We start from the raw sequence: 23389 nt of genomic DNA on the forward strand, positions 1-23389 counted from the left end.
ATTTCTGAGTACTTAACTCAACCGAAATTGATAAGTGGTGAACTGGCTGCCGTATAGCCTGCTGTGAAATACTTTATGGGCCATTTTTGTCAAATAGCGGTACTCTTTGCGAGTGCTAAGTAGATGAATGAATATATCCCGATGGTTAAATTCTTTTGCCCACTGCATGATGTGTTTAAATACGTCTTTGCCTAACCCCCACGCGGATTCATCCAGAACAAGTGCGATTTCAAATTGTTCGTCCACGAGTTGAATACCGCACCAACCGACGAGTTTTTCATCGAGTTTCAATGCTCTGACTCTGCAACCTTTGGTTGAATCCATGGCTTGTTTAGACGCTTTCCATTCTGCAAAGGATACCTCATCGAAAACATCATGCTGAATGAGGTGTTCACGAATCCTTTGTTGATTCAGCAAGGTGATAAAGTCGCGACTATCAACGTCATCAAATGATACATAGTGAAGACTTGTCATCACCATCAGTCCTTTTCGTTTGTGTTGTTACCCAAATGTGTCTTAGGCCCTTAATTACGTCAGGATTTTGCTATAGACACTGCGGTCTATATCGATAACTTCAACTGATGTTGAACAGCTTTCATAGTGAGTTTGCGCGATTGATTGGAGTACCGTTTCAGAAAGCGCCAACTTTTGCTGTTGGGTACGCCCGGACAATATTTTTAACGTTACGTGAATGAAAGAGGTTTGGTTACCTCCACTCATATGGATATCGCAAGGATAAGCTCGTACTTTTATGTCGCTACCGCCGTCAGCAAACAACTGTGACGACAATGCGCCTTGAAAAACAGCCTCGATCAGGGGCTCGGGTTGAATGTTAGACGAAAATTCTACTACACAATGAGGCATCTGTTATTTCCCGCTTCTAAAGACTAAAAGGCCTTTGATATTCAGTTCAATTCTCTATAGCTCAGCAAAAGAGACCGGGTATTTCTGGTTTTGTTTACAATCAAACAATATTACATCGAAGGGTTGGGCAATTGATAAATATCTCGGCTCAATCCGTCATTAAACGTTTGTCGTCTTACTTTTATGCCGCCGAGTTTCTCCACTAAGCCGCGGGCTGCAACATTCTCATCATTCATATAGGTTTCGACAATGTCCCATTGAAATACCTCGTGCGCGTGCGCTACAGCGGCTATAGACGCCTCTGTCGCAATACCTTTACCGCGCTCTGAGGGAATGATCCACCACGTTAGCTCTTTTGGCCACTCGTGCCCTTGCCAAAATCCACAGGTACCTATGTAACGATTGTCAGACTTTGACTGGATAACCCAAATGCCAAAACCAAGTAGATGCCATGAGCCTAGATCGGCCTTTAGCCTGGCCCATGCTTGCTCTTTGGAGATTGGGCCACCGTACATTTTGGATGCATCTTCATCGGTGTAAAACCGCTCGTACATATCGAAACAATTAACTTCGGGTGGGATTAGTTTTAGTCGAGCTGTTTCGAGGGACGGGATCATGAGGTTATTTAGTTCCTTGGCTGTTGTACAAACGGAAACGCCCAAAGTTATTAGCCTTGGGCGTTTCTACTAACAAATCGGGTTACGACCACCGAGCGTTACAGCGTCATATGCAAAATGGGAAAAGGCTTCCCCATATCATCCAATGGTGAACGTGAAAAAACCGTGAAACCCATACGTTTATAAAAACCTACAGCAAGCGGATTCTGTTCATTCACATCGACTTTACACGCGCCTAAATGTGCAATGGCATATTGCAACAGCGCCTTTCCAATACCCTGACCTCTCACCGCATTTGACACAAATAGCATTTCCACCTTTGCGTCATGCACGCCTACGAAGCCAGCAATGGAGCCGTTATCATCTTTAATGCATTTTAATGTAACAGCAGGGAATGCCTGCTGAATAATAATCGGCTTAAAAAACTCAATGTCTTCTTCGGAAAGAAAGTCATGAGTCGCTCGGACTGAGTTTTCCCAAACAGCTAACATTTCTGCGTAGTTGTCGGGAAGCACATTTTCTACAATCATTGCTTTTCCTTGTAGTGACTGAAAGTTATGTGCAGCCGCGAATGCGCATTGTAACGCCCGAGTAGTGGAAAAGTCTATTGCAGGGCCTTGCTCAATGACTATATGCGTTTTGGGTGAACCAATGTTTTATTATTCAGCATTGTCTTTAGGCGTGGCCCTGCGCCAAAATTCGATTTTAGGTGACGCAAAAGCGAGAACCATAAATAGGAACATGGGCCCTGCATATGAAATGTCAGAGTCTGAAGGCAACACGTTTAGCGTCGGTATGAGTAAATCCCACAAAAGCCCCATTACAAGCCCTATGAAAACTAATGTAGACCAATGTAATGACTCTGTTTTACTGAAAAATCGCCCGACTAAATAAGGTACAACCGTGATCAGATCAAATACGAAAGCTATCCCAATTAGCATCATAATTTGGTTCGCGTTGAAAGTATCATCGAAGGGTAGACTGGCAAGGATTGAAAGCCCGACAATGGAATAGCCTAGTAGTAAATACAGCATAAAATTCCTTTTTCAATGGAGTATTGATTCGATATTCGCATGTATGAAATAAGTTTCATAGTGGGCGTTAGCGGGTTCAGTTTTTTATATCCGTGAGCTATGTCTGCTTCCATGTAATATCGTGTGATCCTGTTATTCTTACGTTGATTGGACACAAAGTGTCTTAATTTCTATATCCAGTCTTGCTCATCTATGCTGACGGTTCGGTTCGATTGTGTGCTGCCAGTATGCGCTGTACTGGCAGGTTCAACCATCAAAAAATGCGTGTCTTTTTCGGCAACAGGGCAATGCTCTGTGCCTTTGGGGACTACATACATTTCACCCGGGCTTAGGCTAACTGAACCATCGCGAAACATCAGTGTGAGTTTGCCTTTAAACACCAAAAACAACTCATCTTCGTGGGAATGCCACACCAATTCACCACTGCCCTTGGCAACTTTTACCAATTGACCATTCGATTCGGCAATAATTTTGGGTGTCCATTCGTCAGTAAATAAAGCGAATTTTTGCTTTATGTTTATTTTATTCATAATGTCATTCCGGTTTGTCGTAATACTGTGAATTGAGCATTACGCTTGTCGATTGACTTTCCAAGGTGGGTCTAGGCGATTTTCACCAGCCCAATAAAGTTTAATTTTATTGCCTGAGGGGTCTTTTAATATCGCTTCTCGCCAGAGATAGCGCTGATCAGTCGGTTGCTGTTCAAACACAACCCCTTTATCGGATAATGCCTGACACAGTTCGTCGAGGGCTTCATGCTCAAAATAAATCACGCTGTGATTGTCGAAGTTGCCGCTTTCCAATGACAATGAAAAAGTAGCATTCCCATCTGGACAGGAAAATCGAGCGTAGTGGGGTGTATCTACAATCAGTGTGAAACCGAGTGTTAGATAGAATTGCACCGCTTCCGGCATATCCTTTACTGGTAATGTGACTTGATTCAGATCCATTGTGTCTCCTGATTTTCTGCAGCGTGGGCTATTCGTTATACCCTGCTTTATGTTGTTTTCCGTTGTCGCCGATGATTTCCCAATGGGCTTTAGAATCGACAAACACGTGATGCTTAACGGTTAGGTTTTCATGACCATTGTCTAACAAACTCACCGGTATGTATGAGTGATGTTCATCGTTTTTCCCGGGTAAGGGAGAACCGCAGACATCACAAAAATGGGTTAGCCAATCGTGCTGAGGTTTTTTCCAGATTTTTATATGGTCAGTGCCGGTATGATACGTCAGAGCATCAGCTGGAACGATTGATACGGCAATGCCGCCGCTACCAGTGGACTTTCGGCAAATCGAACAATGACACACAAACACATCCTCTAATGGGACGGAAACGGAAAAGGTTACTGCTCTACAATTACATGATCCCTGTGCGTGTGTTGGTGTTGTCATTAATTTAATCCCCATGTTTCATGCAACAAGTGAGTGAGTAACTGATTGTATTAGCTTTTTTTAAGTTGCACTTTTTCCAATATTTCACTGCTTTTTCCTCTAAACAATGCCGCACTTTATTTTCTAAAATTAACACCTATCGAAGATTCCGATTCAAACAGTGTGCGCCGTTGTGAGATGCAATGAATTAAATTAATTGAGCAGCGTTTATCTGACAAGTAGGTATGGCATCGTGAATGTTCACTAGAAGCGATATCCAGACCGTTACTGTAGCGCAAGCGGCAGTCTTCTGAAGACAAGGAGCGGATCCTCAGACTTTTGTTTTGTTACTTCTGGTTTGTGCCGATAACGGACTGTGGTAATAACTCATTTATGCCCCAAAACGTGCTAACGTAAATACTCTATTAAGTTATTCAATACCGACACTGAGATAATTATTGGGTTATATTTTCTGCAAGAAACAGAGTCGCAATATCAACGACTTTAGCCAAAGAATCTACATCTTCAGTCTGCCAAGTAACAGGAGAGTTAACCGCCTCACAACAAATAATCCCTGCAGGTTTGTTATCAACTATAAAGATGTAATCTAATAAGGAATAAATCTTTAGTGGTTCAAAATATGTCTTATTGAAACATTGAGTATGTTTGTTGCTTCTGGCATCTGATGCATCGAGTACTTGGTGACTGACGATGTATTGAAAGTATTGCGGAAAGTCTTTTGCATTTAGCTCAATACCGTTTGATATTTGGTCATTCTCATCAAGGGAAGTTAAGCATTTAATGCTTGAATAATTATCTTTAAATAGCCATAGACTCACTCTATTCGCTTTTGGTATTAATCTTTTAAGTTCCACGCAGATTGCGTTTAATTTATCTTTTGGCCCTATTTGTGGATCACTAATTGAGGTTGCAAATCTTTTGAGGGTCAATAAATTTGGATTGAAAACATTCAGAAGGCTATTGAGTTTAGCTTTATCAAATGGCTTAGTTAAGTAGCCATCCATTCCAATAGACAGATAATGCTCGATATCTTCTCGCATGGTATTTGCAGTCATTGCGATTATGGGAATAGACTTACCTTTATCCTGTTCCCTAATTAATTTGGTTGCTTGTATACCGTCCATTTCAGGCATCTGTATATCCATTAAAATTAAATCTACAGAAGATTTCAAAAAATGCTCAACGCACAGCTTCCCATTGTCTACCACTGTCACTTTGGCATTGTGACATTCAAGCATCTTGGTTATGATAATTTGATTGATTTCATTGTCTTCTGCCACCAACACGTCTGTGCATTTTAAATCAACGCTTACTATATGCTTTTTGTCTATATCACTAAGTAGAGAAACAGCAAAGCCTTGCTGGTAGGTAAATGTTGAGCCACGGTGCTTATTGCTCTCAACGCTGATAGTGCCATTCATAAGCTCACTTAATCTGGCGCAAATAGATAAACCCAAGCCAGTCCCACCATATTTTCTTGAAGTCGACTTATCTACTTGATGAAACTCTTGGAATAGTTTCTTCTGAGCTTGCTTGCTTATACCAATGCCAGTATCAATAACTTGAAACTGAAGAGTTTGTTTATCTTCTTGAGACTCTAAAACATCAATTTTAAGGGTGACTTGGCCTAACTCAGTGAATTTCACAGCATTGGAGCATAAATTATTAAGTATTTGAGATATACGAACAGGATCACCAATAAGCACGTTGGCAATGTTTGGTGATAGGTCAGTGATAAATTGAATGCCTTTGTCGCTTGCCATTTGTAACATAGGTTTTTCAACAGAGCTTATAAGCTCCTGTAGGTTAAACTCGATGTTTTCTATTTCAAGTTTTCCAGCATCTATTTTCGCAAAGTCTAAAATATCGTTAACGATGTTAGTTAAAATTTGAGTAGAGCTTAAAATGCTTTTAAGCGCGCTATTTTTTTCTTCTTTGCTCTCTTCCTTAAATGCGAATTCAGCTAAATTTAGGATCCCATGCAGTGGTGTTCTTAGCTCATGAGACATATTGGCAAAGAATCGATTGCGAGATAAAAGCGCATCTTGAGCCTTTAACTCAGCCTTTTTTAAGTCAGTAACGTCTGTGTGGGTGCCCGTAAAGCGAATCGGGGCGCCATCATTATCCCACTCAACAACTCGGCCTCGGTCTAAGATGTAACGCCAGTCACCGTCAGTATGCTTCATTCGGTGCAGGTTTTCATAAAAACCTACCTTACCTTCCATGTGAGCTGTAATATCAGCAAAACACCCTTCAATGTCGTCAGGGTGAACTCTGTCCTGCCAGTCAGATAAGGTTTGAGTTAAATCAGATAATTTCAAGCCAAGCATCTCAGCCCATCGTTCGTCAAACGTAACATCATTAGTCTGTGGATTCCAATCCCACATACCTAAGCGAGTTCCTTCTAATACAAGTGCTAAACGTTGTTGAATTTTTTGACTAGCTTTCTTCTCTTCTTCAAGTTGTGTCACATCCGTGAAAAACGAAACGGGAGGTGAATCATTTTGAAAAATGATTTCTTCTTTTAAATGATGAACTTTTCCATTATTGTCTTTTATCTCATATGTAGGGATTATTAAGGTAGAGTCGTGGTTGGCATCAATCATTTCCTTTCTAATTAATGAGACATCATCATCGAGGTTAGTTGAGAAGTCACCATCTTTAGACAACTGCAATAAGCTCAAAGAATTTATAGAGTATTCGTCAATGCTGTCACAGTCGTTACTCTTCCACTTGATGGCAAAGATATTGGATGTTTGATGAATTAAATTGAATGCCTTGTCCAAAACTTTCCCTTCTTAAAAGTAATCATTTGTTAAATATAGACAAATCAGAAAAATAGTATAGAAATAGATGTGTACTTACTCATTTTCATTTTGAGTAAGTCAATAATCTTCTTAGCAAACCAGATTTAAGTTGATTTAATGGCTGATGGAGGGGAAACGCAACAGCAAGTGGACCTTCCGCTTCTCTCTCAAACTTGTCGCAGAAATTTTGTCACTTCAACGTCTGAAATACGTACAAAGTGATCGCACAGAGAGACTGCTTCCAGCTTCCGTAAGTGACACAAAGCACTATATCTAAATCAGCTGATAGAACTGCTATAGGTCGGCATTGGTTTCACTTCAGTTTTTAATTTTCCCTCTAAACACTGTCACATTCTCGTTTTCCACAATGCCTGTTAACCGTCGATTTTCCATTTCAAGCGTTGCGTTTCTAGATACCATGACTTGATATTTTTGCATCACGTCAGCCAGCGTACTTCTAAGCTCTCGATTCTTTTCTCGCTCTTTTTTAAGCGCTTCATACTTCTCGTCACGCTGCTTTTGAATATGTTTGTTCGCGCCGCCACGAATACGCTCAAGCAAATCGGGATATTGATTCATAATAAGCGTGCGACTGACACCGGCCTCTTCTGCGACGGCGGCAACGGACATCTTGCGCTCCGGCTTGACGACATTAGGTCGGCCCTGCTCAAGCCTGACAATCGCCATGCGTATCTTATTATGGGTTTTCTCGCGGTTACGTGGAGCTGATTTAGCCATTGGATTTGACTCGCTGTTTGATTGCTTCGATATCTGCGCCAAGGTCCGTCAGCACCTTTTCGCAGCGAACAATGGCTTTATCTACGGTGCGCTGACCCGCATCACCTAAATCATCAATTAACCTTAGTTCGATTTGCTGCGCGTAGACACCTTCCCAGAAGGCCTGTTTCTTGTCATCAATGATGCCGTGCTCGCATTCTTCACAGCGCCCGCCTGCGCAGGAGCCGTCATCGTTGGTGCACCATGCCAGCCCCGTGGAGCGAAGGTAAATCTGCTCTGAGATATGACGGATCATGTCTGTACGAGACTGATAGGTTCGTGTTGGCGTCGCCTTGTCACGAAGGTTGCGTATCTGATTGGCAAGCCCACCTGACAGCGGCGTGTCCGGCTCCAGCCAGTGCCCGATTATTCCCTGACGTTCATCATCGAAGGCAGCATATATCTCGTCGTACAGCTCTAAGTCCTGCTGCTCATTCATAGCATATAGCACCGTCATTTCCAGGCTCCAGTGCTTAAAGTGGTCACGCAGATAGCGTAAATCCCCTAATTTGTGATGCACCACATAACTGGCAAAGGTGCGTCTGAATCGGTGCGAGGTAAGCTTAATATCAAGGCCAAGCGAATCCGCGAGTTTCTGTAAACCTATATTGATACTAGCCCCACTGAGCACATCGACTTTGTTGTTCTGATGCGAGGTCTTACCCAGCACGACAGAGTCAGAGCCGCGCAGTAACCGCGCTACTTCCTGCGCATCATCTGCCTGACGCGCCGCTTCAAGCTGCTGTTCAAGCAGTTGCTGCATCGGTAACATCAGGTCGCTTAACACTTTAAATGCTTCAATCGCGATTTCAGGGCACAGCCAGTGCGTATCGCCTGCATCGGTTTTTTCTGACCTGGAGCCTAAAAAGTAAAACCGCTCACCGTCTCTGACTTCAGAATACCAGTTACCCCGCGTGAGATTGCATAGCTCATGGACACGAATACCGGTGGTCATCAGGATAATAAACAGGCAGCTATCCCGAAGCGCTTTTATGGATTGATTAAACTCATTGCCACCTGACGCCCAGCCGTGCTGTTTAAGGTATTGGGTGCGCTTTGTGCTTTGAGCGTTTTGATGCTTACTGGTCGGCACAAACTCTGACAGCAGACCCTGTAAACGCAATAATTCTGGTGCACGGTGTAACATCGATTCACTGTATTGAAACAGCGGTGCCAATACCTCATCGGGAATAATCTCGGCTTTGGCTTTGCCCGCACTTTTGAATCCCGATAACGCGCCAGCGCTGGATTCCGGCCACGGATGCGCAAACCCGTATTGGGTGTCACGAAGCTGTTGGTAGCACGCCTCCACTGCCAAGAATCGTTGACTCATTGTGTCGAGCGCAAGAGGCTTACCTTTGCGTTTACCCCGATTGGAGGTTAAGGATTTCACATGCGTAACATACTGCATGGCAACAAGTGGCGTAACCGCAGATAGCTCGGTTACGCCGAGTGTTGGTAGCCAGTTTAGCCATAAGATAATATCATTAAAGCGTTTACTAAGTGTCCCCCCTCGACGCTTGCCGCTTATCGCGTTATCCCCCCACAGCAGTCGCGCCATCACGACTTTTGCGGCATCACGCAAGGCAGGGATGTTGATGCGTCCGAAGTTAAGTGTTTTTTGGTTCTCAGATACCTCGTTTGGAAACCAATGCCCTGGCAGTGTCCACTCATCCTGCTCATACCGCGAGAGTACGTGGTACTGACCATTATCAAGCTTTAAATAGGTGATAACACCATGCAGACCATTACGGGTACGCAGGTCATCTCTGAGACGGTTTTTATCGGCAAAGATAACCTCTTGGGTGACCCGATTGCTCATCGTGCCATCCTCACCATCGTTAAATCGCGCCAGAAGGGATGGGGTGTGGTTTTGGCTTTTTCCCGCGCCGCCGTCACTTTTTCGCCATCAAACTGTGGGGCGATGTCCTCATCAATGATGCGAATGATATGGCGAAGGTATCTGTTCCAGTTCTTGATACCGAAGCTGTCACGCTCCCTCACTGCCGCCCAATAAAAGCTGAACAGGCGGTATAAATCCTCTTCGGTGACCACAAAGCTTTTGCAGCGAAAGCAATCAAGCGTTTCTGTGCACACTGAACCGTCTTTGAGGGCGCGATGCCCGTATTTACTGTCTTTGCAGCCAGATATCGGAGTGTTCTCTTTGGGGCCATAGCTGACGCGCAACTCTTCAATGCGCGCCTCTCCGATAAAGCGCATGTTCGTTTCCGCCTCGGGTGGAGCGACCATGTAATCCCGCTGACTGGTTTCAGGGGTGTGCTTGCCATAGCGTGCTGCAATGAGCGGGTCCTGCCCTGATAACTCCCAAATGCGATTCACGAAGGTTTTGCGCAGCCGCATCATGTTGAGGCGCATCGGTTTCCCGTCGTCATCGGTCAATTGATGTTTGTTAATCAGGGTGTTGATATTTTTCTTCAAATTATTTGTGGTTAAGGCCGTGATAGCGCTATGGTGCGTGCCTCGTTTATTCTGATACACCAACAACTGCATCGGGTCTTGGTATTGCCGACGAAGGACGGCGTTGCGCTCAATAATCATCTCAATGGTATTGGCAGCATTGAGCTTAACGCTGCGAAGTAATGCTATGTCCTGAAACTGGCGAAGTGATACCACTTGCGTGGCATTGCCTCGGCGCTTGAAGGCCACGAGCAATCGCAGATTATGTTTAAGTGGGTGTGGCTGGATGCAGTCTGTCGGCAACGATAATACAGGTATGGGATTCATCCCGGTGACCATACCGATACCCAGCACGCAGACCATTAAATCAAAGCTATCGAGCGGCGCGTTGCCTGCCAGAATGCGTGTCATCTCCATTTTCAGCGCTAACACCAGCTGTTTGGTTTCTGCTTGTGTTAATGGCCTTTGTCCTTTAGTTTTGCGATTGGAATTGGGAAAGGGGTTTTTCGGGAATAAGCGCTTAATATCTGCGTGCGGTAAATAGCCCTGCGTGTGCGACGCAGTCAGTGTGGCTTTGGTGGCTGTGTAATAATTTTTCTGGCTTGTATATCCGATATCCGACGCTCTCAGGTGATGGATAAACTCTTCAATCAATTCAGGTGTGATATCGACAGGCTGTAAATCACGTTTCGCACCAGCGTGCCACAGCGTTAAAAACTCGAAGAAGGGTTTAAGGCCGATACGACAATAGTTCGTTATCGTTGTGACAGCGATGGCAGCCTGTTGGGTATCGGCACTCTGCTGGATGAGTTTCTCGATAGTCGCCTGACATAGCGTGGTAATCGCATCAAAGCCTTGTCCATAATAAGGCGCAAAGTCGAAGGCTCTAACACTACTAGGGTTCTCGGGAAAGTGAACCTTCATGGTGGCCGGCGTTTTCGGGGCAACATTGGTGCTTACACTATGCTTGTCGGTGTTAATGCCTTTTGATTCAGAGGGGCGTTTAGCATCGTCAATCTTATCATCAGTAATGACGTTAAACTGCTTTTTACTCATGTCACGGCCTCGCATAGCGCTTCGATTTCGCGTTGGTATTCGGTGGATAAATCATCTTCCAGCTCATGCAGGAAGTGCAGGTATTGCATGGTAGTATTAATGCTGGCGTGACCAAGCAATGACTGCACTGTCATCAGTGGATTGCCACCGAACGTCCCTTCGCTTTTGCGCTCCTCTAAGCACTTTAAAGTGTTGGTAGCGAATGTATGCCTCAAGATGTGTGGGTGAGCGGGAAAAGGCAGTGTAAGCGCATCAAGCTGGTTGTTAAATGATTTAGATTTCAGGCTCCATGCCTGGCCGTCACGCGTCACAAACAGCCTGTCGGTTGGCTCATCCTGACCGTCAAGTAATTGGTGTCGCTCGTGAAGGACGTAATCCCACAAATCGGACATGAGGCTTACAGGCACCATAATATTGCGTGGGTTGCTGCCCTTTATTTGCATCTCTTGAGGGTTAAGCGATACCTTGATGTGGCTTCGATTAGTCAGGTTTTGTGGATTAACCACATAAGACAATGGGAAGGTTAGGATTTCGGCTTTACGCAGTCCGGTAAGCAACCCTAGCCTGACCATGAGCTTGAGCGTCTTGTTCTTAATAGCGCTTAGTAATTGGGTCGCCTGTTCACCATTGAGGACTCTAAGCTTCGTTCTCTTTTGCTTAAGCATGATATCAGGACGCACTTTAACACCACCTGATGTGTCGGTATGAGCTAAGAACCCTTTGGGCTTTCTCACCAAGACCGCCTCAAGCTCATAGGGAAGCGTATTCACCCATCCACGGTTATAAGCGTAGTGATAAAACTTAATGAGAAAGCGTAAACGTCGGTTAATGGTGCTCGCCGCTGCTCCAAAATACTTCATTGATGCGTCACGATAAACAGCCAGTATGGTTTCATCTTGGCGACAGCGAACTTCTCGCCAGTCAATACTATTCCCTTCACAAAACCCAAAGAAATCATATAAGTCCTGCCCATACGTCTTCCAGCTATGCACGCTTTGCACGCTGCCGCGTTTCAAGCAGTGATAGACCAGAAACTCTACCGCATACATGAATATCTCGCCATCCTTGTCGACTAAAATGGGAAAGTCAGGGCAGCTTATCCCCTTTATTTTAAAGTCTTCCGTGCTAGTGACGAGATCCATTATTAACCTAAAGAAAAAGAACCAAAAAGAAATACAGTAGTTGTGGATTGTGGGAATTTTCGCTTCGCTCACCGTGTGGACTGTTTCGTATAAGCTGATGGATAACTGCTTAGGCAGTTACCCACAACTTCTACCAAAAAAGACACACACTAATTCTCCACAAACACACAACCCAACAACAATAACAAACATAATAAAACTGTATATTTATTCAGTTTATACAAGGAGGGTTATTAGTCAACATGCTTGTTGCATATTGACGAGGATATTTCATCTCTGCTGCTCTATGGATTATTGATTACCAGTGCCGAGACAATCGTCCGCGGTTTCAAGCTTTCGTGCCCTGACTCTGGATTCATAAATACCATGCAAACTAAAGCCCAGTAATACAATATAGACAAGCAGTGATATATAAAAGCCGGTTGGTGAGTCTTCAAGATAGATATCACTTCTTTTTAGCCGAATATGCCCGCTCACAATAGCGTTGTACGATAACGCTCCCATGAACAGCGAGAAACACAGGCAACACCAAAATTGAGTGGTGGGCGACCATACTTTCTTCTTCGGTGGGCCAGCAGAATCGTCAGATGCTATGGGCGCTGAAGCGACAATAAGGCTTTTGATTTCAGCAACACGCTCTGGAAATTGTTCTTTATCGATATAATCTAAGGCTTCTCGCAGCTCTTCTTGCGAGTAGCGGGTGAAATCCGGTTTCGATGAGTGCATGTTATTCCTTTAGACATGAGTAAATTGCGATGGCTAACGACTTCAATTTTGCTTGAGCCGTTTTATTGGCTCACAACTACCTTATTCTTACCTGATGTTTTACCTTGATACAGGGCCTGATCAGCGCGTTCAGTCAATGCCTCAAGATCATCACTTTGGTTGGCCTGTGCGACGCCTGCCGTCATGGTTATATGCAAAGCCGCATGCGGGGCGGGCAGTGTGAAAAGTGCTTCTTCTACGGCTACGCGTATGCGTTCGGCAACTTTTTGGGCAACGTTTGAATCTGTATTTGGTAGATACAAAATAAACTCTTCGCCGCCCCAGCGCGCACAAATATCAATGCTACGTGCGGTCTGAGAGACCAGTTCTGACATCGTTTCTAAAACCTTATCGCCGGCCACATGGCCATAGGTGTCATTGATGGATTTGAAGTTATCAATATCGATTAGCACAATAGACATCGGGGTATTGTGTTGCTGCAGATGTTTAAATCCGTCGGCAATGATATCGTTAAATGCTCTGCGGTTATTTAATCCGGTTAGATTATCGGTCCGCGATTGCGCATGTAAAACGTCTGCGGCGGCCTTTTTCAGCTTATAGACATAATAGAGCGCGACAGCGATGATCACGGCAAAGATGAATGCAATCATGTAAACCGTAGACGCAAAGCGTTCACTTTCCAGCGCAGCCTTTTGCTCTAAGATCAACGCGCGGCTTTTTTCCGCTTCATATTTCGCATCAAGTTCGGCGAGTAATTCATTGTTCTTTTCATTCAATCGGGCTTCGCGGATTTCTGAATATTGTTCAAAGGCTGTGTAGGCCTTTTGATAGTCATTGAGTAACTCATAAGATTGGCGTAAGCCATTGCTGACGGCTTCTTCAATTCGCAGTAACTCATGCTCTTGGGCAATGGCTAATGCATTTTGATACATGACTACTGCTTCCGCGTAGTTTCCGGCTTCAAAGTGGGTCGTGCCATAGTCTGCATAGGCATCGGCTAGTCGTGTGGCATTGTTTTCTTGTTGCGCGATGGTAATCAATTGATCAAGCAGCGTAAAAGACTGTCCTAGTTTCATTTGGCGTCTATAGACACTGGCAAGATTAGCCATGATTGTCATTTCAGCAAAGGTATCGGGTACCGATGCCCTTATTTCGAGAGCTTGCAGCAAGTAATCTTCAGCTAGAGCAAGATCTTCCTGACCGATGGCGACGGTGCCTAAGTTTTGCAAAACCGTGGCTTGTCGGTTTACGTCATTGATCTCTTGCGCGATGGCTAGTGCTTCCAGATAGCTCTTTTTCGCCAGCTCAAGGTTGTACAGGTTTAAATGGGTGGTGGCTATTGTATTTAGCGCGGCCGCAATGCCTTGTTTATCATCTATTTGTTTAAACAGTGTGAGCGCCTGATCGGCCTTTTTGACCACCATGGGATAGTCGTCTTTGTACCAATACGCGACTGACTGCAAACGAAGTGCTTGAGCCTGCCGCTTTATATCGTTTATTTTTAACGCCTTGTTGAAAGCTTCTTCTGCTGTAGTCAGCGCAACATCTGACGATTTGCCCCAGTTGTCTTGGGATGTCTTTAATAATGCATCTATCTCAATCTGAGCACTGCTGGCTGCATCGTTATCAACGGCATAAACGACATTGGGATTAAAAACCGATAGAGAAAGCGATAAAGAAAACCACAACCAGCCACACAGGAGAAAGCTCTTCATTACTACTTGGACGTTAAGAACTGAGGCGTATCAAACTAACACCATCAATTGGGTGGTGCAACAGTCACAGCAGCAATAAGAAGACCTCGGGCAACGCGTAAAGCGATACCCGAGTGAAAGTCAGCGCTATTCGGCTTTCGCACCGATGGAGAGTACGTACTCAATGATATCTTGTTGACCGCGTCTTTGAGCATCCATCAACAATGTATTGCCTTGGTTGTCTTGCAAATTCAAATCAGCCCCCTGTGCGACCAAAAATTTAACACGCTCAAGATCGCCTTGATAGCCAGCCATATGCAGCGCAGAATCCCCCCGCTCATCTTGCAGATTAACCTCAGCGCCGGCATCAATGAGCGTTTGGGCCAACTCTACTGCGTCGTCATTAAAGTATTGCCACATCAGTCGGCTCAAGTAATGTTGACCGCGAAAGCCGCGATGATTCAAGTCGACACCCGCACCCACGAGGTACTTAAAGAATCGCCCGTTACCTTGCTTTAAAGCGTAATCCAGCAGCGGTAACCCCTGAATTTGTGCCTCCAACAACTTGGGTGAAGTCGCTACCATTGTCTTAAGCAGTGCTAAGTCTTGTTCAATAAACGCATAAATGAGTATGGCTTGGGTGATCTTATCTGACGCGTGCCAATCGGTACGGGAGCTAATTAATGACAATGCATCAGCTCGGCTACCTGCTTGCAATAAGGACAGTATGTCGCTTTCTACTTGTGCCTCAATCGGGTGCGCGGATTGTTGCTCCTGCAACCATGTTAAGTGCGTTGATACTCGTGAATAATGCTCCATTGCGCCATAAGTGCCCTGTTCTTCGGCCTCCTGGCAGCAACTTACGCCCGCTAAGTAAGGAACGTTTGCCTGATAAATAAAAGCCGGCCCACCACTATCCCCGGTGCCGCTAACACCCTCAAGGGCCGTCGCAGCGTCAGCTTGATTGAATTCAAATGACAACCAATTGCCATCGACAACCGCAACAGTGTTGGTAGCGGCGCGTAACTTATGATCACGCATGGCATCACCGGTTATACCGTTTCCGGTCGCACCCTTACCGACGATGGTGATTGTTTGATTCAGTTCGTCGTCACGGGTGTACAACGCAGCATGTTGTGCTGAGGTCAGTGGCCAATCGAGTTGCAGCAAAGCAATGTCAGAGTCGCCGGTTTTGGCGAAGTCAGGGTGTCTGATAATACGAGAGACGGGGTAATCATTTTGCAAATGCGTAATTTTTACGGGATAGTGCTCCGCTTCATTCACACAGTGGGCAGCGGTAATTAGCCAGTGGTCATTTATGACCGTGGCGACACAGCTATCTAAGTGCGCAACAAAAGGTGCCAAAGTCTCTGCCAGTTGCAGATATTCAGCGTCAGCTTTGTCATGACGAATAACAATGGCATTGGCGTTATCTGCGATAGACGTAAGCACTAGACCGAATAATAGTGGAGAAGCGCATAGTGATTTTAGAAGGTGGTGCTTGTTCATTTTATTACCTTGAATTAAAGCGTTGTGGTTAAAATGCGGTTAACCATGGACGCAACGGGCTGTTTCTATGGGCTCTTAAAAATGCGTTGATGAAGAGCTATATTGATGCCGCTACAGGGTGATATGGGTAGTTGGTATTGCCAATGTAGGAACACTGTTTTTTTCCTGAGGAAAACCTTAGGCATATATAAATCAAAGAGTTAAGGGTAGTAGTGGATCAAATAAAGTTGGATGTAAGCAAACCATTTTGGTTGAAGGACTACTACATTGAACCTGAAAAAGGGCTCATTTCTCGGTTCTCCACGCCTGAAACGACCAACATTGAAAGCACCTCAAGCGCCCCAGTTTTGGTTGAACCCAAAGTCATGCAAGTACTGTTACTGTTGGTTAAGCAGCGTGGTGAGCTTGTTAGCCAAGAATCTATATTTGCTACTGTTTGGCCTCAGTCGATATTTAATCCAAGTTCAATTCAGCGCTGCATTGCGATTCTCAGAAAGACACTGGGCGATGACGCAAAAACACAGCAGGTTATAAAAACCCATCCAAAGCGAGGTTACAGTCTAGTAGCTGATGTACGCCAATCTCACCATGTTGATGACGAAAGCAAGCTCCCCTCAAACTCAGATGAAATCTCAGCAGTTTCTCCTTCATCCAAAGAGGTAGACAACATGCCTCGTTTTGTGGGCTTTAAGTATTGGAAATCAACAATCATCTTATTGGTATCGCTGTGCATATTGTTACTGTTGAATGAGAGGATTTGGCAATCGTCTGAGCAGCCAGCGTTTCAGCAAATTGAACTACAGGTGCTGTCTTCAAGTGAAGACGATGAATATTTTCCGCGCTTTTCTTATGACTTACGTTATACCGCATACGTAAAAGAGACGACGCAAGCCAATGAGCTTTGGTTGCGTGAAGGTGACTCAGAGCGTCACCGTTTTTTATATGCAGCGAAGAATCCTGTCCTCTCGTTGGCATGGCTAAAGAGTATCCATGCTCTTATATTCGCGGAGTTAGAATATGTTGATGACAATGCGCACTTCTTAATAAAGCGGTTAACGCTCACTGGTGATTCAGTCGATGTAAAACTGCTTCAACGGATAGAAGGCTACATATTTCTCGGCGATCTATTTATTGCAGATGATCATGTCATGTATGCGTTGGTGCAATCGGCCGATTCTTACAGTATGAATATCCTTCGATTGGATTTGGTATCAGGGCAACACAATTTACTGCCACCCTTTTTAGATGAGTTGAGCTTGAATGATATGGCGCTGTCACATGATGGTCGCCGACTTGCGTTGGTAGCAGAAGATAAGTACTTAAATGAGCAAGTTTTTGAATATGAATTGATGGAGCAGCGATTGACGCCGCGCATCAAGTTGCAATCGGCTCATAATCAAGTGAGTTGGCACCCGAATGACAAAACCCTATTAATCAATGATGGTCAAAAGCTACGTTTATTGGATGCGAACAATCAACTCTCGCCAATAAATTATGTCAGTCTTTCTGAGCTACAGGACGTAAGTTTCGCCGGCCCTGATAGGATAGTCTTTAGCTTGGTTAAACGTGATTCGGATATTGTAAGCTACACCATTGGGGGTGAAGAGCACCGCCAAGATGCAACGGAGTTGATTAACTCAACGCAGATCGATCACAGCGCCCGCCTGTCTCCTCAAGCCGACAAGTTGGCCTTTGTGTCTAAACGAGGCAGCGTACATCAGCTGTACGTTCGGGCAGAAGGTAGTGAAAAATTATTGGTGAGCACTGAAAATGACGGTACCCGCATAAGCGCGCCGTTGTGGCAATCAGAGTCCTCCCTTTTTGTCGCAATCAATGGCGAATTGAAACGTATTGCAACAGGATCAGGGTTAACTGAAGATTTTGCCATCGACATCTATGTTTTGCATTTGCTCAGTTGGCATCCAGACACTCAAACTCTACTGTTGGCCTATCGACAAGCCGGTGAAATGTGGATGGGGCGTTATGATCCGAAGGCACAAACGCTAACCCCTGTTTACCTCATAAAGCCTGAGTGGGCGGCGCATGCCATCGCCAATAACAATATTGTCGTGATCCAGAACAACAGACTATTTCTGGTCGACAAAGATGGGCAACTCGTGCAACTTTGGGATTCGCAAAAAGACAATATTGAAATGTCGGTCAACAGTGCCAGTGGCATGTATTTTCAAGTACGACAAGCTGCGGAATATCAACTCTGGCATTTTGATCTTGAAACGCGACAAGCCAGCAAGGTGATGGATGTGCCTGATAACCAAATCTTAATCGATATCAGTCAGGATGAAAGTACAGCGCTTTTCCGTCGCTTAGAAAAAGAAATGGATATCGCCCTTATTAAACAAGCCGACGTTGATTGAAGGACTCGGGTAGCGCCTTTAGCGAAACCCGAGCGCTAATGTTACTTTTGTAATGCGAGTTCTTTTTCAGTTTTAAAGCCGAACACTTTACGCAGTACAATCGTGGCTGGGCAGAAGCCCGTGAAGCTTTGTTGGAATAAGTTAGCCCCAATGAATACGGTAAACCAGATGAAATTGGGGTGAACCCAAACGGTTAATGCCACTGATAATAACACCATAAAACCAGCAAACGCGGTTAACGCTCTTTCTGCTGACATATTGCCTCCTAATATTTAATAGTAATACCGATAGCGAACAAACGCATTGCTGGCATCGGCGAATTGATTAAAGAAAGACTGCGGCTCATTGCCATAAAATAGGTTTAAACCACCTGACAAACGCCATTTATCACCTGGACTATAATCCACACTCATTTTGGCGTAACCATCACTGTCTGAGGTTGAATAAAAGTTAAATAGGCTGAAGGTCAGTGTTTGTTGTAATGCGCGATAGCTTAAACGTTGGGTTAATACAACCCGGCTGCGATTTGGCTCATATTCAGGTGTGGGAGAGTTAAGGATTAACTGGTCATGGTCGAGCGTGCGCTCCATGTACCACTGGACGCTACCCGTGAGGTTTTTAATCAGCTCTTGTTCATACCCTACTAGCCAACGTGTTTGACTATTCGCAATCAGAGGATTGTTGCCTTCAGCATCATCCTTTGAATCGTAATACGCAAATTCCGCATTAAATAAACCGCTCCCCATGGGAGTAATCGCGCTAGCCCCATACACCGCGAGTTCCGCAAAATACGGAATGCCATTGATGGTAAAGCTATTAGGTGACTTGTGATAGCCATCGTATGCATAGACTGCATATTCGGTTTGACCAATGGTTTTGTACGCGCGAACGGCAACTTCTGGGGAATCAGGCTCCAGTGATGAGGGTACTTCAAAGCCTGGGGCTACATTTTGTCTAGCCATGGGCGAGAAAAACGAGAAGTAATCGCCATTGATGTAGTTATCCGATGTGAACTCAGGCGTAATCGCTACATCAATGTTCGCGAGCTCAAAAAAGCCAGATAAGCGCACCGAAAGAGACGGGGCTTTTAAGTACTCATCATCGCGACCAGAAAAGAACGACTGATAATCTTTGGGAAACAAGTCATTCAAAAATACGTAGTCCCCTGTGCCCCAGGTCAGTACCTGTTGGCCTATTTTTAGATCGAAATGCTTACCCCAATCACCTAGATTAGCCAAACTGCCTTGCCATGCCGCCTCGCGCAGTTGTGCACGTAATTGTTCGCGCACGCCGTCATAGTAAGCATCAACCGTTAAGCTGAAACGTGATGCACTGAAATCATAGTCGTATGACAGCTGACCGCGCACATCCGTTAACGTTTTATTGCGCTCTATTGCGGGATCAGAAGACAAACGAGTGCCGTATGCCGCTTCTAAGAATCCTGAAAAGCGGTAAGGTTTAACCTCTTCCTCTTGCCATTCGTCCATGTCCCATTCATCGTCTGCGGCATCGTCTTGTGCCAGCGCTTGATTGGACAGCATCGCTAAAGCAGCGATGCTAAACAGGGTTTTGATATTCATTAATTCAACCACTGACGCGGTGGAGTACGCAGGCTGCGCTCTGTGAATACATCATCATCTAAACCAATGTCGTAGCTGATGTTGCGAAATTCCATTAGCGTATATCCACCACTTTGTAAGTCACTCACTTTAGAGCGCACAACGGTTGGGTAGCCTTGAATGTCTTCTATTTTTACCGCTTCTACACGACGATAGTTGTCGTCACCGCTTTTGAAGAAATCAATCAATACAGGCAATTGAGTGGCCTTGTCGATATTGACCAAGTAGTACTCAAATTCTACGCTGTCGGGCGATTTGGGTGTCGCTTTCAACTGGTAATAGGTATCGGTTTCTTCGACCAACTCAAAGTTATCTTCGCTGATAGCTCGACCCGATACATCTTCATAGAAAAAGTGAGAGCCGACAAAAGAAGTCCGTTTATCGCCTGCAGAGATGCGTTTGACTAGATCAAGAGCCGGTAGATACAACCAGCGATCATCATCAACACTGGCATCTGTGTGTTTCTCAACACGGAACACGGTGTCTTTAACGTCCGCAGGACGCGAGAAAAACACCATCATTTGTTGATCGCCATTGTCAGCGATGTCACGGCGTAAAATAGTAAACTGGCGCATCTGTTTACGACCTTGGGCGTCAACAATCATCATGCGAGCGTCTGAGCGACCATCATTGCCACCGTAATAGGCGGCCTTTTCAGCCGATGTCACGAGTGCGTTCACATCCACCTCAGCAGCGCTGACAGTTGATACACTTAATGCGACTGCGGCTAACATAAATTTCAACATAACTTTTCTCCTGAAAATCACGCTTTAAAAACGATGCGTTTTGCCAGCGTCATAACCGATGGCAAGACAAGCAAGGTGACTAATGCAGATATCGCCATAATGCTGGCTAAGAAAATACCTACGGTGATGTAGGGCACTAGTGGCGCAAATAATAATGGGGTGAACCCAAGTGCAATAACCAGCGCATTTCTCGCGATTGCTGTTGCAGGCTCACCAAACATCAATTCAAATGTGCGCTTGATATCTTTCGTTTGAGAATAGGTTTCACGAGCACGCTCTAAGAAGTGAATAGCGAAATCCACTGACAGCCCGAGGGTAAGTGCAGATAGCACCGCAATGGGCATGTCGTAGTCTTTACCGATAATACCAATCAGGCCGTAGATAAACGAGATCGTGATAGTAAGTGGCAACATGGCCAATACGCCAAACACTAATGAGCGGAACAGCACTATCATCATGATGAAGACGATGACAAAGGCGCTCATTAAGCTATCTAACATGCCAGCTACCATGTTTTCTTGCCACACAACATTCAAGTACGCTTTACCTGCCCAACCCAGCTCTAAGCCGCTAGGTAATGGGTTGTTAGCGACGTATTCATCAACAACCTGAATGACACGTGTCATATCTTGATTATCACCAGAGGTGAGCTGTAACCACACCAGCGTTTGCTGGAAATCTGGTGTAACAAAGTGCCATAAATCGTCAGGTCTGTGAGAAGACTGGTATTGCAATAATGTCTGCGCCACTGCCTGTGGTGAATCAGGGATCAGATAGTCCTTGTCGTCACCAGAGCGCAACTCACGGTTCACTATTTTGGTTACATCCGCCAGTGAATTTGACTTACCCACTAAACCAGACGCTTGCAGATGTACTTGTAGGTCGGCAATGTAGGCGAGTAGCTCAGGTGATTGGAACGCTTTAGACTGACTTAATGCTTTCTCTGCAGCTGATAAGCGAGCTTCAAGGAAAGTCACGACTTCATCAGAGTTATCACCAAATAACTTGTCATCAATATCAACAATCAATTGTTGGTATTGTTCATTCAGTGGTGAATTAGCCAGCGCTTGCGTGCGTTCAGCGACCCACTCGTTAAGTTCAGACGGTGCGCCTTGTGATAAGAAGGCTTCAATCGACGGCAGCGTATCTGATGCACTCAACACAACATAAGCATCATAGGTACCGGCAAAGTTCTCATTTAACACTCTGTCAGCTACGCGAATTTCGTGATCTTGCTTAAACCAACGAACAGGGTTGTCATTAATTTGGATTTTAGTGATACCCCAAACCGATACCGCAAAGACCGCTGCAAATGCAACGATTAATGTACCGCGATAACCCATGGCGAACTTTCCGAGCTGTCGTGCTGCAACCGCTATTTTACTGCCACCGTGTTGTGCATGCATGACTTCTTGAAGCTTATTCAACGATGCTTCATTCATGCGTGATAGATAAGCTGGCATAAAGGCAATCGTGATCAAGAAGGCGAGCAATATACCCGTGCCCACGAACGCACCAAAAATCTGTACCGGCGGAATGGGTGTCAGCATCAAAGAATAGAAACCAACTGACGAGGTAATCGAGGTGTACAACATAGGGGTAAACAAATGCCCGACAACTTCTTCAATGGTATCGTTTAAGTTTTTACCGGGTAAATAGCGGTCACTGAATTCAGACAAAATATGCACAGAGTCAACCACGGCAATTGGCATCAAGAAAATAGCAATCATCGAGGACATGATGTGCACGGTGTATCCCATGCCGATAAGCCCACCCATGGTGATCATGACCGTTGCCATGGCCACAATCATCGGCGCGATAATCAACGGAATATTCCTGAAGAAAATGAACAGCAGAATGAATATGGTGAGGCCAGCCAACGGAGCAGAAATGCCCATTTGCACAAACATTTCAACGCCAAACTGATCTTCTGCTACGGGTAATCCTGTGATGTACCAGTCTGCGGTACCGTCTAGCTTATCGATTTCGCCACGGATCTGCTCTGCAATCCGATAGCTTTGGTTTTTGTCTTCTATCGGAACGTAAATAGCTGCTGCTTTACCGTTTTGAGAGGCTAGCGTTTCCTGCAGCAGTGGCAAGCGCGACAGGTTATGACGAATTTGTGCAGCTTGAGACTCTGACTCGGGTGGTTTAGACATCATCCATTCAAATCGGATGGTGCCAGGCGCAGATTGTGAGATGTTGTCGACAGTTGAAATGGACATCAAATCAGCCGCGATGACACCGTCAATTGACATAATTGACTTTGTGATGTCAAAAATGTCAGTCAAAGCCGCTGGTGTGAACACGCCGTCACTGTGCTCTGACTCAACCACACCCACCACAATTGCGTCATGCATTGCAAAGCGGGTTTTCACATCATTATGAAAAACACGCGCCGGATGCTCAGCATCCAACATGTTCTCTGGGTCAGTATCTATCTGGATCCGAGGGATTTGCGCTGTAAAAATAAGGGCTAAAATTGCCAACACTGCATACACCAATTTAGGCTTGGTGATACAAAAATGGACAAGATTTTTCGCTATGTGCTGCATATAATAAAAACCGATAACTAAATACTCTAAGAATATATAAACAAGAATCGTGCCG

General features: G+C 44.9%; 21 protein-coding genes. 1 reads left to right on the forward strand and 20 read right to left on the reverse strand.

Going from position 1 to position 23389, the window contains the following annotated elements; genetic code table 11:
* Positions 1-12 precede the first annotated feature (12 nt).
* The 16 genes from CSH93_RS11510 to CSH93_RS11585 all read right to left on the reverse strand — a co-directional run bounded on the left by CSH93_RS11510 (position 13) and on the right by CSH93_RS11585 (position 16039).
* Complete coding sequence (locus tag CSH93_RS11510; RefSeq protein ID WP_124748971.1) at positions 13-474, reverse strand: GNAT family N-acetyltransferase; 462 nt, start codon at positions 472-474, stop codon at positions 13-15.
* Between the two features lie 54 nt (positions 475-528).
* Positions 529-864: a 5-carboxymethyl-2-hydroxymuconate Delta-isomerase gene (locus CSH93_RS11515; RefSeq protein WP_100643426.1), complete on the reverse strand. Its 336-nt coding sequence runs from the start codon at positions 862-864 to the stop codon at positions 529-531.
* 110 nt (positions 865-974) lie between these two features.
* On the reverse strand, positions 975-1481 hold the full coding sequence (locus tag CSH93_RS11520; protein ID WP_100643427.1) for a GNAT family N-acetyltransferase: 507 nt from the start codon (positions 1479-1481) through the stop codon (positions 975-977).
* A gap of 98 nt (positions 1482-1579) precedes the next feature.
* Positions 1580-2011: a GNAT family N-acetyltransferase gene (locus CSH93_RS11525; RefSeq protein WP_100643428.1), complete on the reverse strand. Its 432-nt coding sequence runs from the start codon at positions 2009-2011 to the stop codon at positions 1580-1582.
* Between the two features lie 129 nt (positions 2012-2140).
* Positions 2141-2515, reverse strand: a complete 375-nt coding sequence (locus CSH93_RS11530) for a hypothetical protein (protein ID WP_100643429.1) — start codon at positions 2513-2515, stop codon at positions 2141-2143.
* 170 nt (positions 2516-2685) lie between these two features.
* Positions 2686-3045, reverse strand: a complete 360-nt coding sequence (locus tag CSH93_RS11535) for a cupin domain-containing protein (protein WP_100643430.1) — start codon at positions 3043-3045, stop codon at positions 2686-2688.
* Between the two features lie 39 nt (positions 3046-3084).
* Positions 3085-3465, reverse strand: a complete 381-nt coding sequence (locus CSH93_RS11540) for a VOC family protein (RefSeq protein WP_100643431.1) — start codon at positions 3463-3465, stop codon at positions 3085-3087.
* Positions 3466-3493: 28 nt separating this feature from the next.
* The gene (locus CSH93_RS11545; RefSeq protein ID WP_100643432.1) at positions 3494-3910 is read right to left on the reverse strand and encodes a GFA family protein; all 417 of its coding nucleotides are present in this window, start codon (positions 3908-3910) and stop codon (positions 3494-3496) included.
* Between the two features lie 434 nt (positions 3911-4344).
* The gene (locus CSH93_RS11550; protein ID WP_205663318.1) at positions 4345-6696 is read right to left on the reverse strand and encodes a PAS domain-containing hybrid sensor histidine kinase/response regulator; all 2352 of its coding nucleotides are present in this window, start codon (positions 6694-6696) and stop codon (positions 4345-4347) included.
* 339 nt (positions 6697-7035) lie between these two features.
* Positions 7036-7455 (reverse strand): TetR family transcriptional regulator, encoded by a 420-nt coding sequence (locus CSH93_RS11555; RefSeq protein ID WP_100643433.1) that lies wholly within the window; start codon positions 7453-7455, stop codon positions 7036-7038.
* A complete protein-coding gene (locus CSH93_RS11560; RefSeq protein ID WP_100643434.1) occupies positions 7448-9316 on the reverse strand; it encodes a tyrosine-type recombinase/integrase in 1869 nt (622 codons plus the stop codon). The genes CSH93_RS11555 and CSH93_RS11560 overlap by 8 nt, the downstream gene beginning before the upstream one ends.
* A complete protein-coding gene (locus CSH93_RS11565) occupies positions 9313-10968 on the reverse strand; it encodes a phage integrase SAM-like domain-containing protein (RefSeq protein WP_100643435.1) in 1656 nt (551 codons plus the stop codon). Before CSH93_RS11565 ends, CSH93_RS11560 begins: the two co-directional genes overlap by 4 nt.
* The gene (locus CSH93_RS11570; protein ID WP_100643436.1) at positions 10965-12110 is read right to left on the reverse strand and encodes a tyrosine-type recombinase/integrase; all 1146 of its coding nucleotides are present in this window, start codon (positions 12108-12110) and stop codon (positions 10965-10967) included. The genes CSH93_RS11565 and CSH93_RS11570 overlap by 4 nt, the downstream gene beginning before the upstream one ends.
* Before the next feature lie 291 nt (positions 12111-12401).
* Positions 12402-12836: a hypothetical protein gene (locus CSH93_RS11575; RefSeq protein WP_100643437.1), complete on the reverse strand. Its 435-nt coding sequence runs from the start codon at positions 12834-12836 to the stop codon at positions 12402-12404.
* Positions 12837-12898: 62 nt separating this feature from the next.
* Positions 12899-14551 carry a tetratricopeptide repeat-containing diguanylate cyclase gene (locus CSH93_RS11580; protein WP_100643438.1) on the reverse strand — a complete coding sequence of 551 codons (1653 nt, stop codon included), beginning with the start codon at positions 14549-14551 and terminating at the stop codon, positions 12899-12901.
* A 126-nt stretch (positions 14552-14677) separates the two neighbouring features.
* Positions 14678-16039, reverse strand: coding sequence for a trypsin-like serine protease (locus CSH93_RS11585; protein ID WP_100643439.1), 1362 nt, complete (start codon positions 16037-16039; stop codon positions 14678-14680).
* A 212-nt stretch (positions 16040-16251) separates the two neighbouring features.
* On the opposite strand from CSH93_RS11585, the gene CSH93_RS11590 reads away from it, so the two are divergent.
* The gene (locus tag CSH93_RS11590) at positions 16252-18414 is read left to right on the forward strand and encodes a winged helix-turn-helix domain-containing protein (protein ID WP_100643440.1); all 2163 of its coding nucleotides are present in this window, start codon (positions 16252-16254) and stop codon (positions 18412-18414) included.
* Between the two features lie 41 nt (positions 18415-18455).
* Here the strand turns inward: CSH93_RS11590 and CSH93_RS11595 are convergent, their stop codons facing one another.
* From CSH93_RS11595 to CSH93_RS11610, 4 genes are read right to left on the reverse strand one after another with little or no spacing between them, the layout of a single operon-like run.
* The gene (locus CSH93_RS11595) at positions 18456-18671 is read right to left on the reverse strand and encodes a YgaP family membrane protein (RefSeq protein WP_100643441.1); all 216 of its coding nucleotides are present in this window, start codon (positions 18669-18671) and stop codon (positions 18456-18458) included.
* Positions 18672-18686: 15 nt separating this feature from the next.
* A complete protein-coding gene (locus CSH93_RS11600) occupies positions 18687-19994 on the reverse strand; it encodes a hypothetical protein (RefSeq protein WP_100643442.1) in 1308 nt (435 codons plus the stop codon).
* Entirely contained in the window at positions 19994-20779 is a 786-nt protein-coding gene (locus tag CSH93_RS11605) for an outer membrane lipoprotein-sorting protein (RefSeq protein ID WP_100643443.1), read from the reverse strand. The genes CSH93_RS11600 and CSH93_RS11605 overlap by 1 nt, the downstream gene beginning before the upstream one ends.
* A gap of 17 nt (positions 20780-20796) precedes the next feature.
* Complete coding sequence (locus CSH93_RS11610; protein ID WP_100643444.1) at positions 20797-23334, reverse strand: efflux RND transporter permease subunit; 2538 nt, start codon at positions 23332-23334, stop codon at positions 20797-20799.
* Positions 23335-23389: the final 55 nt, after the last annotated feature.

It is taken from the genome of Neoalteromonas facilis, assembly GCF_002807665.1.
GTDB lineage: Bacteria > Pseudomonadota > Gammaproteobacteria > Enterobacterales > Alteromonadaceae > Alteromonas_E > Alteromonas_E facilis.

What these genes read in the sequence shown, in the direction of transcription:
- CSH93_RS11510 (WP_124748971.1), bottom strand. Translation starts at nt 474, where the DNA reads ATGACAAGTCTTCACTATGTATCATTTGATGACGTTGATAGTCGCGAC.
- CSH93_RS11515 (WP_100643426.1), bottom strand. Translation starts at nt 864, where the DNA reads ATGCCTCATTGTGTAGTAGAATTTTCGTCTAACATTCAACCCGAGCCC.
- CSH93_RS11520 (WP_100643427.1), bottom strand. Translation starts at nt 1,481, where the DNA reads ATGATCCCGTCCCTCGAAACAGCTCGACTAAAACTAATCCCACCCGAA.
- CSH93_RS11525 (WP_100643428.1), bottom strand. Translation starts at nt 2,011, where the DNA reads ATGATTGTAGAAAATGTGCTTCCCGACAACTACGCAGAAATGTTAGCT.
- CSH93_RS11530 (WP_100643429.1), bottom strand. Translation starts at nt 2,515, where the DNA reads ATGCTGTATTTACTACTAGGCTATTCCATTGTCGGGCTTTCAATCCTT.
- CSH93_RS11535 (WP_100643430.1), bottom strand. Translation starts at nt 3,045, where the DNA reads ATGAATAAAATAAACATAAAGCAAAAATTCGCTTTATTTACTGACGAA.
- CSH93_RS11540 (WP_100643431.1), bottom strand. Translation starts at nt 3,465, where the DNA reads ATGGATCTGAATCAAGTCACATTACCAGTAAAGGATATGCCGGAAGCG.
- CSH93_RS11545 (WP_100643432.1), bottom strand. Translation starts at nt 3,910, where the DNA reads ATGACAACACCAACACACGCACAGGGATCATGTAATTGTAGAGCAGTA.
- CSH93_RS11555 (WP_100643433.1), bottom strand. Translation starts at nt 7,455, where the DNA reads ATGGCTAAATCAGCTCCACGTAACCGCGAGAAAACCCATAATAAGATA.
- CSH93_RS11560 (WP_100643434.1), bottom strand. Translation starts at nt 9,316, where the DNA reads ATGAGCAATCGGGTCACCCAAGAGGTTATCTTTGCCGATAAAAACCGT.
- CSH93_RS11565 (WP_100643435.1), bottom strand. Translation starts at nt 10,968, where the DNA reads ATGAGTAAAAAGCAGTTTAACGTCATTACTGATGATAAGATTGACGAT.
- CSH93_RS11570 (WP_100643436.1), bottom strand. Translation starts at nt 12,110, where the DNA reads ATGGATCTCGTCACTAGCACGGAAGACTTTAAAATAAAGGGGATAAGC.
- CSH93_RS11575 (WP_100643437.1), bottom strand. Translation starts at nt 12,836, where the DNA reads ATGCACTCATCGAAACCGGATTTCACCCGCTACTCGCAAGAAGAGCTG.
- CSH93_RS11580 (WP_100643438.1), bottom strand. Translation starts at nt 14,551, where the DNA reads ATGAAGAGCTTTCTCCTGTGTGGCTGGTTGTGGTTTTCTTTATCGCTT.
- CSH93_RS11585 (WP_100643439.1), bottom strand. Translation starts at nt 16,039, where the DNA reads ATGAACAAGCACCACCTTCTAAAATCACTATGCGCTTCTCCACTATTA.
- CSH93_RS11595 (WP_100643441.1), bottom strand. Translation starts at nt 18,671, where the DNA reads ATGTCAGCAGAAAGAGCGTTAACCGCGTTTGCTGGTTTTATGGTGTTA.
- CSH93_RS11600 (WP_100643442.1), bottom strand. Translation starts at nt 19,994, where the DNA reads ATGAATATCAAAACCCTGTTTAGCATCGCTGCTTTAGCGATGCTGTCC.
- CSH93_RS11605 (WP_100643443.1), bottom strand. Translation starts at nt 20,779, where the DNA reads ATGTTGAAATTTATGTTAGCCGCAGTCGCATTAAGTGTATCAACTGTC.
- CSH93_RS11610 (WP_100643444.1), bottom strand. Translation starts at nt 23,334, where the DNA reads ATGCAGCACATAGCGAAAAATCTTGTCCATTTTTGTATCACCAAGCCT.